The 16,098-nt window shown below is 47.1% G+C and carries 10 protein-coding genes; 2 read left to right on the top strand and 8 right to left on the bottom strand.

The window, feature by feature from the left end:
* The first annotated feature begins 705 nt into the window (after positions 1-705).
* Positions 706-3,093 carry a TonB-dependent receptor gene (locus ABD836_RS15470; protein WP_344937699.1) on the top strand — a complete coding sequence of 796 codons (2,388 nt, stop codon included), beginning with the start codon at positions 706-708 and terminating at the stop codon, positions 3,091-3,093.
* A 204-nt stretch (positions 3,094-3,297) separates the two neighbouring features.
* Here ABD836_RS15470 and ABD836_RS15465 read toward each other — a convergent pair whose 3' ends face one another.
* The 5 genes from ABD836_RS15465 to ABD836_RS15445 form a co-directional block, all read right to left on the bottom strand.
* Positions 3,298-4,320, bottom strand: a complete 1,023-nt coding sequence (locus ABD836_RS15465; RefSeq protein ID WP_344937697.1) for a HupE/UreJ family protein — start codon at positions 4,318-4,320, stop codon at positions 3,298-3,300.
* Positions 4,317-5,273 (bottom strand): peptidylprolyl isomerase, encoded by a 957-nt coding sequence (locus ABD836_RS15460; RefSeq protein ID WP_344937695.1) that lies wholly within the window; start codon positions 5,271-5,273, stop codon positions 4,317-4,319. Before ABD836_RS15460 ends, ABD836_RS15465 begins: the two co-directional genes overlap by 4 nt.
* A 128-nt stretch (positions 5,274-5,401) precedes the next feature.
* Entirely contained in the window at positions 5,402-6,469 is a 1,068-nt protein-coding gene (locus ABD836_RS15455; RefSeq protein ID WP_344937693.1) for a helix-turn-helix transcriptional regulator, read from the bottom strand.
* 225 nt (positions 6,470-6,694) lie between these two features.
* On the bottom strand, positions 6,695-8,593 hold the full coding sequence (locus ABD836_RS15450) for a DUF3604 domain-containing protein (protein ID WP_344937691.1): 1,899 nt from the start codon (positions 8,591-8,593) through the stop codon (positions 6,695-6,697).
* A gap of 128 nt (positions 8,594-8,721) precedes the next feature.
* Complete coding sequence (locus tag ABD836_RS15445; protein WP_344937689.1) at positions 8,722-11,211, bottom strand: TonB-dependent receptor; 2,490 nt, start codon at positions 11,209-11,211, stop codon at positions 8,722-8,724.
* Between the two features lie 358 nt (positions 11,212-11,569).
* Between ABD836_RS15445 and ABD836_RS15440 the strand changes: the two genes are divergently transcribed.
* Entirely contained in the window at positions 11,570-12,433 is an 864-nt protein-coding gene (locus ABD836_RS15440) for a bile acid:sodium symporter family protein (protein WP_344937687.1), read from the top strand.
* Here the strand turns inward: ABD836_RS15440 and ABD836_RS15435 are convergent.
* The 3 genes from ABD836_RS15435 to ABD836_RS15425 all read right to left on the bottom strand — a co-directional run bounded on the left by ABD836_RS15435 (position 12,430) and on the right by ABD836_RS15425 (position 16,088).
* Positions 12,430-13,341: a lysophospholipid acyltransferase family protein gene (locus tag ABD836_RS15435; RefSeq protein ID WP_344937685.1), complete on the bottom strand. Its 912-nt coding sequence runs from the start codon at positions 13,339-13,341 to the stop codon at positions 12,430-12,432. The two genes, ABD836_RS15440 and ABD836_RS15435, sit on opposite strands and share 4 nt — an antisense overlap.
* Positions 13,338-15,107: an arylsulfatase gene (locus ABD836_RS15430; RefSeq protein ID WP_344937683.1), complete on the bottom strand. Its 1,770-nt coding sequence runs from the start codon at positions 15,105-15,107 to the stop codon at positions 13,338-13,340. Before ABD836_RS15430 ends, ABD836_RS15435 begins: the two co-directional genes overlap by 4 nt.
* 114 nt (positions 15,108-15,221) lie before the next feature.
* Complete coding sequence (locus ABD836_RS15425; RefSeq protein WP_344937848.1) at positions 15,222-16,088, bottom strand: SDR family NAD(P)-dependent oxidoreductase; 867 nt, start codon at positions 16,086-16,088, stop codon at positions 15,222-15,224.
* Positions 16,089-16,098: the final 10 nt, after the last annotated feature.

Here is a 16,098-nt window from a genome sequence, read left to right as displayed (position 1 = left end):
GTAGAACTGGGTGACGGCCGGATGTTAATTGGCTTAAGTATCGATAAAATGGGCCCGAGGTTCACGAAAACGTGTAGCGTGCCACGGTTGCCGATGCGAGATACTCCGCTGATAAGGATTCTTCTATCCCAGTCTCCCCGTAGCGCCAACTTCGCCCAGCCCGACATTAGCGAGGCCCCCTTTAGCAGACTTCATTCCAGCAACATTGCATTCGGAAATTTCACAGGACTACACAGTTTATCTGCCTTGGTATAAAACTAGACGCAACTGCGGCATTCTCTTGAAAATGAAAAACTGCCTTCCCCCAATCACGTGCTGCAGCATCTCTAGTCATTCTGACGATGCAATCCAATATGACCCTTACTAATTGTTCTAAATGAGTCTAATTAGCCGCTATTGATCTACTCAGTATCCATAGATACAACCTACTGAAAAAAGCATAATTCTTATAGAATAATGGTGTTCATATCGTAAAACCCACTTAAATTTAATAATTATAAAAATAGCGAATTCAACATTGATATAAATGAAAGTTAGATAAAAAATTCTGACACGTCGGGTATCCGTGCCTAACGAAAATGCGTACTACTAAAATCAAGTAGTAATTTTTAGTTAAATCGAAATCTACTAATAAATAAACCGAGCGACTAAAGTCATATTTTCCAAATCTACACGTCTTATATAATTATAAATATTGGAAACTTCATGAAATTGATATCAAACGATAAGCTGTGCGTTTTGCTCTTTTTGACTTTCACCCACTCCACGTCCTTTTCCATGCCAGACAATAAGTCTAGGGTACTTGAAGAAGTTATTGTCACGGCTCAAAAGCGAGCCCAGAGCCTTCAAGATGTTCCCATGTCGGTTTCAGCAATATCAGGTGATATGGCTACTGAAGCCGCGATTGTCGATGCGCAAGACCTAGTACAATATACACCCAACGTTAAATTCACGGCATCAAACCCGCAGTACAGCTCGACAATGATCCGTGGATTCGGATCGCCGCCGCTGGCAAGAAACATAGAACCTTCAGTAGGTTTGGTCATAGATGGGATAAGCTATGGGCGCAGTACATTTACCAACGACGGCGTGTTCGACTTAGAACGGCTGGAAGTGCTTCGCGGCCCCCAGGGAACACTTTTTGGCAAAAACACCATTGCCGGCGTATTGAATTTCACCACAAAATCGCCGTCTTTTGATTCAGAAGGCTACGTCCAGGTAGCAGAAGAGGATCTTGATGGAAGACGCTATGAAGCCGCGATCAGCTTTCCCATTATTGACGATATTCTTGCTGCTCGCCTCAGCTGGCGAAAGCGCGAAAAGTATCTTGGGCTCTACAATACCGCGCGCAATAATGAAAAGGAGGAATTTAAAGATGAATCAATACGTGTACATCTTAATTACTTCCCTAGTGACGACATAGAAATTCAACTAATCAGCTTCACCACGCAATATGAAGGCGTCGGAAATGGTTTCCAACATTCTTATCTTACCGAAACTGCACGAAGTACTTTTGAAGAGCGAGACCCAAGAATAGAAGATGACGAATTTAATGACACCCGCTCGTCCAACTCGCCAACATACTCAAATCGTGCCAGCGATTCTATTGCACTAAAAGCCGATCTCGATATCGGCGACCTTTTACTGTTTAGAAATAGCATCGTTAGCGCGCTAGCGAGTTGGGCTAGAGTTGACACGCCATTTCAATTGGACACAGACTTTAGTCCCGTCAATTCCGGCTATTTTCATACTGATGGTCCTGACCGATATACGCAAAAGCAACTTGAGGTACGTTTCAGTGCGGATAGTCTTCCCCTTTTGGGCTGGGGAGAATCCATTGACTGGATGTTTGGCTTATTCGCAGGTAGGGCCGAGTCGAATGTCAGTCAATCCACCTTCCTAGTATTCGACGGCTTGGTAGCGCTAGCACCGGTAATGGCTGAGGGGCGAGGGGTACCGCTACCGTCATTTCTAGGTGCTTTATTTTCCCAGATTGGCAATATTGGCGTGACGCCGGGAGACGGAGAGGACTTCATTATCGAAACATCTGTCCATGTTAGATCAGAAACCTACGCGCTATTTGGGCAGGCTGACTGGCACTTATCACCCTCAGTCACTACGTCACTCGGTTTGCGTATAGGCACGGAATCGATAAACGGCGTGCAGTCTAACTACTCCGATTCTCCGGTGCCGTCAATAACCAATGGCTCAGAAAACTATTACGAGAAAGGGCGACTGACAGAAGACGAGTTCTCACCAAAATTTGCCATTAGCTGGTCGCCCGCAGACGAAATGACTTTGTTTACTAATATCTCAAAGGGCTTTAAGAGCGGCGGCTTTTCCGGTCCGGTAATCCACACTCGGTATCTGCGTTATGAACCGGAAGAGGCGCTTTCCGCCGAGCTTGGGATTAAAAGCAGGTTATTTCAAAAGACATTGGAGATTAATGCCACTGCTTACACCATGCAGTTCGACAACTTGCAGTTAAATGTTTTTGATGGAACAGCGATATTCACCACTAACGTGGAAGAAGCCGAGTCCTGGGGCGTCGAGTTAGACTTCCACTGGCTACCACCAATGCAGTGGCTAACAGTACAGGGCAGCCTTGGTTTCAACGAAACAAAATACGGCAGCTTTCCCTGCGGCCCTACAACTTGGGATGACAGCGATGCATTGCCCGAATGCGGTCAGGACGCCCCACCGTCTCAAGATCTTAGCGGTAAGCAGCTGCCTTACAACCCGAAGATTTCCGCCAGCCTCACACCTACGATTCGTTTTCCGATTATGCCCAGCTGGGGCATAGGTGGCATGTTCGCATTCGATATGCTTTACCAAGGTGAGCATTACTTAGACTACGATTTAGATGAAAAGACATTTCAGGAGGCAACAGCCAAGCTCAACGCCCGTTTAGCGATTGGGCCAGAAAATAAGCGATGGGCTGTTATATTTAATGCCAAGAACTTAACGGAAGAACAAGAAAGGCTCATCGTGTTAGACGCAATACTTCAAGGTGGTAACTACATTGCGATTACTCATCCAGATGAAACTCAGTACTCCGTTGATTTTCGTTACAATTTTGGCAATTTAGACTAACCGTACCGGGAATTGAAGGCGACTACAGCCAGCTTGAGCCAACATCCAGCGCCCAAGCTCCACGGAGTGACTTGCGTGTATGAGTAGGTCATTCCAACAACGGCACGTCGCGGCAGGTGCTATTAATCCTGTACATATTCTCGACTACATGACAATTTAAAAGACAGTGACCGGAGTAAAAATCGATTGCGTCGAAGAACAACCCTACAATATTTGACCTAGTATCTCCGCACCACGATCTAGGCACCAATAAACAGAGATACCCCCCATCACTAATATAATGGCCGATTTAACATACTGGTAAATAGGTACTGAGCTACGCTTCAACAGATAGAGTAACCCAGCTACAATCGCTACGAATACAATTTGCCCTAATTCAATACCAATATTAAACGCGAACAGCGCGCCCACAACATCCCCTGACGGCAATCCTATTTCCTGCAAAACCCCAGCAAATCCCAGCCCATGCACAAGTCCAAATACACTTGCCACTAACCACTGATGCTGACGAATATAATGCTTACGCTGTTCGACGTCAGTTCGACTCAACTCAACAGCAAGAATCAATATCGTCACCGCAATCGAAAACTCAACCAAGGCAGGCCAGTGGGGTACTAACTCAAGGCTAACCAAAGCCAAGGTGACGCTGTGGCCGAGAGTAAACGCCGTAACGGTTTTCAGCAACGATCGCCATGAACCAGCAAGCAACAACAAGGCCGTGACAAAAAACAGATGATCCGCACCAATAAGAATATGACTAATCCCTAAGCGAATATACTGCGTAAGTACCGAGGCTCCAGTAAATTTATCAGGAACAACAAAATCTGAATTATTGGCGGTAAGTATGTCCCGCTGAAGCTTTCCATTCAGCGGTTGGTAGAGGAGCATTGCCACCGTACGGCTCGCCGCCAATAATTCGATACGGAGTGTTTTTCCGCTAAGCCCACCCGCGCACCTAGTTGTCCAACGTCTTTCTATGGCGGTACTAACTTGTACAAGCCTAGCCTCAGCATCGCGGCAATTTTCAGGCAGGACCGGCCTTGGCGAAACGGCCGCATCGATAGGTGTACGCCAAATTACCGAAAAATTACTATGGTCTAACTCGTCAATTTGTAAAAGAGAAGGTGCTAATTTATGGGCGAAAGAATTCACACTAAATAAAGATACAAACAGTAAAGTAAGAAGCTGGATACCCACCCACTTTGAAGAACATTTGAACGCGTTCATTGCACACCAAGCCGGTATTTATCGCGCAACTTTGCAATATATGTCGTCAATGCCTGAGATTCTAATTCCCGAACATAGTCTGCGACTAGTAAATTTTTTACCTCATTAAATGCGCGGTAAGACTCGCCCTCTAGCTCCGTTACTTTCACCAGATGCAAACCATAGGCTGAGGGCAAAGGTCCTAGCCACACACCGATCTTGTCATACCAATCATTTGCAATCACTTCGTCCATCAAGGCACTGCTAAATTTTTCGCCAAACATATCGCGTAATTTAGGTAATTCCATTATCGCAAGATCGTTACCTAGTAAAAAGTGATCACCCAATGAATACGCCTGCTGGTCGCTTAAATCAGTCTCTGCCAAGTCGCGCTGCGCAGCCTGCACACGCTCCCCTGCCGCAGGATGATCTTGACTAAAAAACACATGCTTAATGGCGACACGCGGTGGCGTCTTCCATTGCCACGATTGATCCGAGTAACGCTCATACAATTCGGTCTCGTCTGGGGCCGGTATAGGATGCGCCTGCGCCCGCCCCAGTGCTTCCATCCGCTGAACAAGGTGCCGACGGATAAGCTCATCACGTTTATGTAAGTCCTGCGCGATGGCCATAGCAATTATTTCAGATTCACTACCCACAAAGCCCAGAAACTCAGCATTTTTTAATAAACGCTGATTCACCACAGGATCATCTACAAATATCTTATGGCGAATTGCCTCCAAAAAAAGAATTTCATCAGATATTTCTGCTTGTCGGATTGCTTCTCGCTGCTGACTATTTGGCGACACCCCATTGCGCTGCGCCCAGTCTTGATAAGCAATATCGAGCTGCTCGTCACTTGGACTATTAACCTGATAGGAGGCCCGCCACACCATAAAGTTATCGCCACACCACAGCAATAGCCCCACTAGTACGAATCGTAGCACCGGTGGCAATGAAAATTTACATCGCATAAACTTCACTTAGTTCGATCTTTGGTAAAGGGCCAAAACAAATGTGTTTCTCCAATAAACTCTTTTACATAAAACTGATAAAGATAAAACCCAGAACCCCAATCACCACTTAAAAGCACACAAGTCGTTCAGGCCAACTGGGCAACACTCTTCAGTATTAGCCTAACCAGTAATGCCTGGCGATTTACGCCCACCTTTGTGAAAATCGACCGTAAATGGGTACGCACAGTGGCGTGGGCCATCGCTAAATGTCGACCTACCTCTGTCAGGCTCAGCCCATCGGCTAACAACAGTGCAACACGGGCTTCTGTCGGCGATATGCCCAAAAGACTACTAATAATATCAACAGACGGCTCTGCGTAATAATCTGAATCGCGCAAAAAAACGATAACCGCCGGTGCCTCATGCTCGCTTATGCACGCAGATTCTTGCACCAAGCGAGCCACGACCCCTAAACCAGAATAATCATCGCCCCTAGGGACGCACAATGCATCAACGCGAGGACCTCCGTCTCTACCGCGGACGCTAAGCAGATTCATCAAAAGACGCTGAAACCGCATTTGCATCACACTATCGCCAATCAACAATCGATCAGCCACCAGGCTAACCGGAGCATCTGAGTTGATCAGAATCTTGGCATTATCATTACACTGAATTACTTTGCCATGCCCGTTTAGGACGAATGAAGAATACGATAATTTATTAATCACATCTGAATAGAGATTACGCTCTAAACAGATATTTTCTAGCCGATTATAAACAGTAAAAAACTGCGCAATATGCGCTGTTAGCGACGCAATAAGCGCCCGTTCAGCAACGCGGAAATTATTTCTAGTAAGGCCTCGGCTTATTTTAATTACCGCGTGTAAATCGCCAGGCACAATAATGTCTACGGCATTGACATCATAATAACCCACCGACTTCAAAAAAAGATTATAGATTTGGCATTGAGTACCCGAACGAGCTGCCTTAGGTGGCGTGCCCACAGTAACGCCACCCAAATAAGGGCTAGTAACAGTACTTAAAGGTATTTCTTGATTATAGTAGTAGCGGATATTACCTAAACTTCGTCGACTAACAACGAGTATTTTTCCATTGTTACGATCATTCGTCGAAAGCAGAACCAGCGCCACCATTTCAGCCATAAAATATTCTGCTAGAACCGTAAGAAAACTCTGCACAGGATTCTTAGTCAAGAGGCATTCATATATATTCCCTACAAGCGCTTTATAAGCGACTGACTGATCTACATACCGTTGGTCAACAGCAGTTTCTTTTAGTTTATGCATAATTAGTCGACTCAATATGCACTGATAAATCAATTAGCAGCCATGTAGCCAAAGGCAATGTGGCGTGACTAGTTCAATATTTGAGCAAAGAAAATAGACCTAACGCGCTAAAAAATATACCCAGCATCGACGTCAATGCGGGTCCCCCTTAGGCTCATACCATATTGCCGATGTTATCGCGCGCTCTTGCAGCGTTGCCGGTTCGGGCGCGGCGACGCCTAGCGTAGCGGCGTCGTAAGTTGTCCAGCGAGGCGTCGGAATTTCGATCACTCTGGCGTAGTAAAATGCCTGTGTCTGCGGGTCAAAATTAGGGTCTGTCCATACTGCCGACAACTGGACATTACCAATACTGTTCTCATAACTCGCTGTTTCAATATTCACCGTGTTACCAACTGCCGGAATAATTCCCGTCACAGCATTCGGTGTGCGCTGATCAGATAAGGCAACATCATAAATTTTTTCATGTGACTTACCACTTCTATCGACCCAGCCTTTTATGATCTGAATGCGATCAAGATTGGCGCTATCCGGATCCTTTAAAGCCCAAACCGCAAAGGTAGGCGCGTCGCCTTGGCTAGCACCCATCATCGGTAAACGTCCACCCATTGGCACTCCGCTTTTCTCGGCGAGCGCTACCGGGTCGCTGCTTTCCACCAAATCACGTGGATAGCCCCAGCCACCGAAGAACCGCACAGCGATGCGAGGCCCCGATGTAGCATAGGTTTCCTTGCGGCGCATAGCGTCAAAAATCGATTCCCGGGTGTTTTCCTCGGCCCAAACAGCAGCGAGACCAGCAGAACCCCAACGACGAGAAAGCTGGTAGCTTTCGGGCAACAGAACGCTTTCACCTAGCCTTATACTTGCGGTGCCATCAAACAATGGAAGCTTGCCGTGATAATTATCTTCCTCTGCGGGCGTCGACGCGTTGTGGCTGTCTGAACTACCAATGACGCCGAACTGATAGGGGTTAAAGCCGTCACGGTGCGACATCTCAAGCCCCAGCCTCAGGGCGTCGCGGATATAGCCACCTTTTGGCTCTGCGTAGCGTAGCTTTCCTGAAAGTATTGTGTCGAATATTTCAAAATCGGCAAAACTATCCTCAGGTGATAATGCAGGATGAGTTTCAGATTGCCCTTTAACCTGAAATATTTCACTCAAGGGTTCATTTAGCATTCGGCGCTCTGCATAGGCGCTGTCCAATGCCGAGCCATCAAAGGCGACAGAATCGTACATCAGCCCCCCACTCACATTCCCATTATGTGGAATAGCGAGGTTATCCAAGCCCGATGCGCGCTGTTTTTCCAGCTCAGTCCAAAGATCGCGAGGGTCTTGTGACTCAATAGAGCTAAATGGCACTGGTGGCACCTTGCTGCCCCGATAAATGATGTTCCTATGGAGATTATTTTTGTCGGGCATTGATGACCATTCATACCCGATAAAGGTAGTAAAACGCCCAGGCTGATAATTGCGCTCCGCACTGTCGATTATTGTCTGCCAAGAATTCGCCGTGACCTGATCGCCGCCCTCGGCGCCATCAAATCTAGGTTTAAAAAGAACCATTGTGCGTATCCAGGCGATGGTCGTGCGCAATGGGCTGTCTTCAAGCAATCGGGTTCTTAGTGAGCGCGAGGAGAGCGGAAGTTCTGGATCCATATCGCGTATAATGCCCAAATATTCGGAGTGATCCGTAACCGCCGCAAAATCCAATGGCCTTCCGATTTTAATGCCAAAGCCTGCGCCGTGTTCAATTTCGCCACCGCGCGCAAAGGTATAGGCATCATCGGGCATTGCCCGAACGCCCATAACATGAGCATCTGTCGATAAACTGGTGTGAATATGGACGTCCCCCCAAAGCAGATTCCGTTGAGGGTTATTCGCTACAAGTGGCATCGCTTGCGGCTGCACTGCCGTTGCGGCGTTAAATGCCGGAAGCATACCGGGATCGTCAACAGGGCTGCAAGCGAGTATTACATAGCATGCAGCGATGCAAGTGCATGCCGAGCTAAAACGTCGAATTAGTGCTTTATCCATAAGAGTACTGATCCATTTTGCAATGCTCACACATACCGGGTTTTAAATAACGAGGTTCAGTATTTTTCTCACTGTGGTGATCAAAATACTGAACGCTAAATGAGCTTTAGATGTAAGTACTACTTTAATCAGTCAAATCGGTAACTCACTTCTAGACCAATATTTCGCTCTTTACCCATTGTGATCGAGTTGCTGCCGAAGCCGGAGTAGACCGCACTCCCTGTTGCAACATATTCTTTATCAGTCAAATTATTACCGTAGAGCGCCACAACAAGCTTGCCGTCATCGCTCGGTGTCCAGGTAATGCGCGAAGACCAGGTACTAAAGCCTTTAATTGTTGCATCGTCTCTAAATTGCGCCAGCCCTGCCATCGCATCCCCGCCAATGAATTGATCATCTCGGGCATTACGGCTTAACACTAAATCGAACTGACCGAAATCAGATGTCAGCAGCGTATACCTAGCCGACAAGTTGTACACAAATTTGGGGATGAACGGAAAGGGCTCGGCACTTCTATCTACTGTCGTGACATCGCCGGTGATTGGGTCAATACCTTGGTCGTCGAACTCAAGGAACTCAGCGTCGATATAGTTTCCTGAAGCCTTTAGAATAAAACTGTCACGAAGAAGCCAAGTCAGCTCAAACTCAACGCCTCGCATTTGCGCTAAACCCGCATTATTAGTACTTATTTCAGGCGCCCCCAAAGAAGGTATATCAGCGACCACAACTTGAATATCTCGGTAATCAGAATTATAGATTGCCGAATTAAATCGTAAACGTCGGTCGAAGGCGTCTAACTTTAGCCCTAATTCGGTGCTAATGACATACTCTGGTTTATAGTGGCCAATACCCGCTTGCAGGACATTAAATCCACCAGATTTAAACCCTTCACTCACGGTAAGATAAGTCATCATTGCATCAACATTAGTCAGCTCTATATTTTCTGAAATATTCCATGACAAACTCAGCATCGGCGACAAACGCTCAAAATCCACTTCGGCATTCTCACTTGCACCACGCGACAAGGCAATTTCAACACCCTCTAACATATTAAATTGCGTCTCTGTCATGATGGTCACCGGCAACGGAATCGGCAACGACACACCAAGAATCGGCGGTATTGTTTCAGCGTCGAATTGCATTATGTTGATTTTTCGTTCTTCATAAGAATAGCGAAGACCTGCAGTTAGCTGAACAGATTGACTTATATCGTAAGCGGCTTGCGAAAAGACGGCATAGGAGGTGTTGTCGTAAGAGGTTACAGCGGCGTTATACACTCCGCGCACATAGAGGCATTCTTCGTCGAGAATTCCGCCTAGACTACAAAGCATACCGGGGGATGGCAGCCCGGGTAAGCTTTCAAAGCCAATCCAACCCTCCTTTGTTGACGCCTGTCCCTCTAACTGCTTATCCATCGACTCCCAAGATCCAAATATGCCGACGGTATAAGAAAGCTTATCCTCGAAGGCCAAACCAGAGAATTGCAGCTCTTCACCCAATGTATAGCGACTCCCATCTTCATCAAATACACCTTGACGACGCAATTGATCGCGAACATGAGTGGTATTTCGGATGGCCAGCAGGTCAGTTGCGTCAAAATCAAAATCGCTGTAATTGTCGCCTTTCAACACATACGAAGTAATGCTCTTTATCGTCCCGACCGATGTATTCCAGGTAAAAGTGGCGCCAAATAATGCATCAGTAGAGGTGAACTCGCCGCCATAGTTCTCCGTCGATACTTTGCCGGTTCCAATCAATGCCTCGGCATTGCTACATGCTTCGTTGTACGTCTCCGTCCGGCCTGGCGCCCTTGCGTAACTTAAGGAGCCATCAAGCGTCACTTGCTGACAGTAATGCGGCGGAATATTCTCATTTTGTTTATTGAAATAGGCAATGGTTTTTAAGGACATGTCTTCGTCAATATCCCAAAGCAACTGCAATGCGGCCAATATCTTGTCGTCATCACCCATGGCAGCGCCGGTGTCCACATCCTCGGCATAGCCATCTGACCGTACCGTGCCTAGCGTCAGTTTTGAATACAATTTTCCTTCGATGAGCGGAATATCAAATGCCGCTTTAAAATCGCGCTGACCAAGGCTATCTATCTTAGAATTTATATTAACTTCAAATGCATCCATCGGATCTTTGGTAGTAACCAAGATCGCCCCGCCCACGCTATTCTTACCAAATAATGTGCCCTGAGGTCCACGAAGCACCTGCACGCTTTGCAGTGCTAGGGTATCGATCAATTGGCTGTCATTGCGCGCCAAGAAAACCCCATCCATATACACCGCCACGCCGGGGTCGGCTTGCACTTCATTAATGCGAACTTGGCCGACACCTCGAATTGAGAATGCCCCCTGTTTACGGCCCTCACGTTGATCTAGACTCGGAGCAATTTTTGCTAAATCAGCAATATTTGCAATGTTGTTTGCGGCCATTTCTTCTGTAGATACTGCGGTGACCGCCACAGGCACTTCCTGCAAGCTCTCATCCCGCTTTCGAGCCGTCACCACCACTTCTTCAATCTGCATCGATTTTTTTGTTTCTTCTGAAAATGCAATACCAGAAAATGCAGCGTTAGCGACGAGTACCGACAATAAAATTTTATTATTCATAAGTTCTACTACCCACAAAGGCAAATATAATTATAATTTTATTAATGCGTTCAAAATGCATAGAAATGACTTAAGTGGAAACAATAGCGTTCCTCACCATGTACTCGAACACGCTAATAACCGTCATCCCGCGAAAAGAATATACGAGCAATTGCCATCTTGATTAAACCGTCTATTTTGGGCTTCTAAGCCTATATTATTAAAATTAGTTTAATTACTTTGCTGCCACAAAATAAGCCTCGTATTGTAATTTAAGTGTTTACAATAAACGTCCAATCAGCTCAGATCACATTACTCGAAAAATATGCAATACTGATATGAAGGCGTCATAAATAACAACGAGCAGAATACCGCCAATATGCTTACTCAAATCCTAATTCCCGTCGGTCTTATACTCATCATGTTCAGCATTGGCCTGGGCTTACAAGTATCCGATTTTAATCGGATACTTGTAAGCCCACGCGCCGTCATTACCATATTAGTAATGCAAATGGTGTTTCTACCCATAAGCGCATTCGTCATTAGCCTACTGCTTGAAATGCCACCCGAGCTTTGCCTTGGTCTTGTATTAATTGCCGCATGTCCTGGGGGCATCACCTCAAATATGCTCACTCGCCTAGCGAGGGGCGACGCCGCACTATCTGTCGGCTTAACCGTTATCACCAGTTTTCTCTCGGTGCTTTCAATCCCACTGGTGTTACAGTTGATATCGCCATTCATTAACGGTCAGGCGACGATAATTACGCTTTCCTTCTTTGATGTCGCAAGGCAAATACTCGTACTGACAGTCTTACCGCTGGCGACTGGCATGTTTCTTCGCACAAAATACCCTAATCATAGTGCTCGCTTAGAGTCCCCTGTTGTTATGACCACATCGCTATTCTTCTTGCTACTGGTGGCACTTACATGGGCAAATCAATGGGAGAATATCTTTGCCTCGCTCGCCGCGGTGGGAATTGCAGTCGCCCTGCTAATTGCCCTTAATATTTTCAGCGGCGCGGCTGTCGCTAAGCTCATGCGGCTTCGCGACAAAGAACAAACCACAATGCTGGTTGAAATCGGCATCCAAAACAGCGCCATGGCATTCATGATCGCAGCCAATATACTCAATGACATGACTGCCGCCATTCCATCGGCGCTATATTCGGTGTTCATGGTGCTCACAGGGCTCATTATCGTCGGCCTTCGCCGCCAAGCCGCGCCCAAGCAGATCAGTACTTAACGAGTTAGTAATCGGCGCAGCCAGCTATCGCTCTCAGCCCGCTGGCTTCGAATCAACAACAATTCACGTATCTGCGATTCAATACTGCTTGCTACTTTCTCGCGTATTTCTGAGAGCTGCTCCTTTGCAAGTTCCTGCCCGGCCAACTCCGCTAAGTCTATTGGGTGACCAACACTCATATAAAAACGCTGTGGCTTAGGGACCAGCGTCCCAAACAAGCCTTTTGGCACTGGCGGCAATATATCGGCCCGCCCACCATCGGCAAGAAAGCCTAGTTTTATAAGGAGTTTGCCAAGCGCCGAGCGGTACAATTGCTCGCTTTCCATATAGCGACCGTAAAACTCATCTGGGCCAATCGTCGCAAAGGGCAATATCGTGTAACCATGCTGTGCAGCCAGCCTGACAAAGCCATAGCGCTCCTTCCACTTAAGTTGGTAGCGCTCCACGGCAGGTTTATTAACTTCATATGACCCACCAGGGAATACCATAAGATCTTTACCTAATGCCATCATCGCTGCGCATAAGTCTGGATGCCCCAATATCCCGCCCTGATTTATCATCATATTACGCATGGTGGCGTTGCCAAATAGCACTTTGTCGCCCATCGCTCGTACCAGGCGACCCGACTCGTGGAGGATGGTCGATTGAATCAAGGGAACATCTAATGCAAATAGCGCATGATTTCCCACTAGCAGTACCGGCTTACTCGGTATATTCTCGCCACCAATTAATGTCGGCAAAAAGAACGGTCGTAATATTGAATACAATTTAGAATGACGGGTTCTTGCGTTAGTTTCAGCCGAGAGCGAGTCCGTTAGCATCGCATCAATATCTTTATCGACCACTGCTTTACTCACTGTAGGTGTCTCCGCCGACGCCGTGGCATCAGCTATTTTTTTATTTCTCACTCTTGGCTCACAGAAAAGCGCACCCACAAGGCAATAATAAAATCGACAATGTCAGTTACTGTTTGGCAATACCAGTTACATTCGCTAGTAAATAAATCGCCTAGCGACACTGATATTGCAGGGTTAGGGGGAATCACTCCAACACGCCGCTGGTAGCCTCGATAAAAATCGATCAACTCATTTAATTTTTCTGGATTTTCCGCGGCAATATTATGGACTTCACTAGGGTCATGGTTCAGATCATACAGTTCCCATTTTCCGGTTCCCAAAGGCGGCCGCATATTGGTCGCCTTCCAACGGTCTGACACTACCGCACCATGGCCAAAAAGTTCCGTAGCGAAAGTCCGACTAACTTCTTTCTTAGGATCCCGCCAATTTTCTAACAGTGACCGCCCTTCCGGGCGAATTTTATCGGCAAAGACTGCGCTTGCCTCCGTGTCGATACCCGCCAGCGCATACAGTGTTGCCGTCAAATCAGTAATATGTGAGACCTGCTTGGATATTGTATTTTTTCCGAGCGAGGGGCCACGAACAATAAGAGGTGAACGTATACCGCCTTCAGCAATGGCACCCTTATACAATTTAAAAGGTGATGCAGAAACCGCCGCCCACTCTCTGCCTAAATAACTGTGGGAGCCACGTCGGCCTTGTTGATCAAGGCTCTGTGCGTACTCGTTTAAATACCAGTCACGGGTGTTTCCGGGGTACGATAGCGGCGTCGCACCGTTAGCGCCATTGTCGGAGAGAAAAACTATAAAGGTGTTTTCTAAACGTCCGCTACGCGCCAAATCATCGATTAAGCGTTGAATCTGCTCATCCATATATTCGACCATCGCAGCGTAGATCTCCATCGGTTTACTCGATGTTTCACGCTCTAGTTCATCCATCATCGACCAGGGCTTGATATAGGTCGGCAAAAACTTAGGAAAAGTCGGCGGTGTCCACACTTCGCTACCACGCGGAATCAATTTTCGCTTTGTTAGCTTATGCGCACGCATCGCCCGGAGCGCCGCGGGTCCCTCGTCATACACACCAGCGTATTTATCTAACCAATCATCGGGTACTTGCAGTGGATCATGTGGCGCAGTGTAAGCGACATAGGCAAAGAAAGGGGTTTGCGCGTCAAGCTCAGCTAAATAGCCAAGCATTTTGTCGGTGTATGCTTTAGAAGAATAGAAATCGGCGGGTAATTTTACCCGGCGACCGTCCTCCAGATAGCTCGCTTTATCTATACGATACAAGGGTGCGGCATCACTGAAATGACTAGCGCCACCCTCTATTAACGAGAAGGAGCGGTCAAAGCCACGATTACTAGGATACTGGTTTGGCTCTTTGGCCAAATGCCACTTACCGCTCATCAAGGTAGTGTAGCCAGACGCCTTTAGGGCCTCCGCGATAGTAACGACATCGTCGCGCAGCTGGCCTAGATATGCGTCAGAGTGTAATTGGTTTTCTGACTGAACGCCTTCCATCGTCCCGAGGCCAGCTAGATGGCTATCGACACCGGTCATAAGCATTGCACGAGTAGGAGAGCAGGTTGGCCCCACGTAAAAATTCGTCATTGTGACGCCGCTTTCCGCCAAGGCATCAATGGTGGGAGTGCGAATTTCGCTGCCAAAGGCGCCAATATCAGACCAGCCCATATCATCGGCAACAATAACAATAAAATTAGGCTGCTGCGGCACTGCTGCGTATACATGACTAGCACATAGCAACGCCATAAGCACATGTAGACGCAGACCGTGTCGTAGAGCTCGATATATCAACAAATTCCCCTCAAGGACTGTTCCACAAAACCACCGCACCAACTAGGCCCATACCGGCTCAAAGCCAGCATGCTTTTCAAATACAATCGCCTAGAGACCTAGCACTATCCGACATTACATCACTACCGGATTAAGGTTCTTTATCAAGGTGTCACAGCGCGCACTAATCATCTGCTGATGGTCTTCCAGGTAGGGTCTGATCCAAAATTTGTCATCGCAAATACCGTCGTAACACGCATCTGCGACTTCTTCGGGCTCGGTGAGCTTGAATTCAATATTTGCGCCGAGTGCCGATTTTTTCAGATCCTCCATTGTCATATAGTCTTCTACCTTCACTTCATCTTGAAACTCCGCCTGACGATTGCGCTGTGAGGCGAGAATCTGGGTATTAACCATATGCGGGCCAGGAAACAATAAATGAACCTTAAGCTTTTTGGACTCCTTCGCTAACTGGGCATACAGCACCTCAGTAAGACTTGTCACCGCCGCCTTAGAGGATGCATAGATTGGCGTTGTTGGAAATGCAATACACCCACCGTTAAAGGAGGTGGTATTAACGATATGCCCCTCTACTCCAGACTCAAGCATTCGTGGAACAAAAGCGCGGATACCATTCGCGATACCCATCACATTTACCGAGTATCCCCAACTCCAATCCTTGGCCGAGAGATTCCATATTTTCCGGTCGGCTTCCTTTACACCAACACCCGCGTTATTACATAAAATATGAACCTTAGAAAATTGCTCGTATGCCTTAATCGCAAGATTTTCAACTGATTCGGCGTTAGTGACATCTGCAACCACGCCGATAGCCGTAATACCTGAAGACGCCAACTCACTAACCGCTTTGTCTAACGCCTTTTGTTCAATATCCGCAACAACAACGTTCATGCCCGCGCGGCCAAAGCGCCGACATAAGGCCAAACCAACGCCACTCGCACCGCCGGTCACGACAATCGTCTTTCCAGAAAAGTCTTGCATATTATTCACC

The organism is Zhongshania borealis (assembly GCF_039539625.1).
Lineage (GTDB): Bacteria > Pseudomonadota > Gammaproteobacteria > Pseudomonadales > Spongiibacteraceae > Spongiibacter > Spongiibacter borealis.
The sequence above is the reverse complement of the archived record's forward strand: the minus strand, read 5'-3'. Positions and strand labels throughout refer to the sequence as shown.

What these genes read in the sequence shown, in the direction of transcription:
- ABD836_RS15425 (WP_344937848.1), bottom strand. Translation starts at nt 16,088, where the DNA reads ATGCAAGACTTTTCTGGAAAGACGATTGTCGTGACCGGCGGTGCGAGT.
- ABD836_RS15445 (WP_344937689.1), bottom strand. Translation starts at nt 11,211, where the DNA reads ATGAATAATAAAATTTTATTGTCGGTACTCGTCGCTAACGCTGCATTT.
- ABD836_RS15440 (WP_344937687.1), top strand. Translation starts at nt 11,570, where the DNA reads ATGCTTACTCAAATCCTAATTCCCGTCGGTCTTATACTCATCATGTTC.
- ABD836_RS15450 (WP_344937691.1), bottom strand. Translation starts at nt 8,593, where the DNA reads ATGGATAAAGCACTAATTCGACGTTTTAGCTCGGCATGCACTTGCATC.
- ABD836_RS15460 (WP_344937695.1), bottom strand. Translation starts at nt 5,273, where the DNA reads ATGCGATGTAAATTTTCATTGCCACCGGTGCTACGATTCGTACTAGTG.
- ABD836_RS15470 (WP_344937699.1), top strand. Translation starts at nt 706, where the DNA reads ATGAAATTGATATCAAACGATAAGCTGTGCGTTTTGCTCTTTTTGACT.
- ABD836_RS15465 (WP_344937697.1), bottom strand. Translation starts at nt 4,320, where the DNA reads ATGAACGCGTTCAAATGTTCTTCAAAGTGGGTGGGTATCCAGCTTCTT.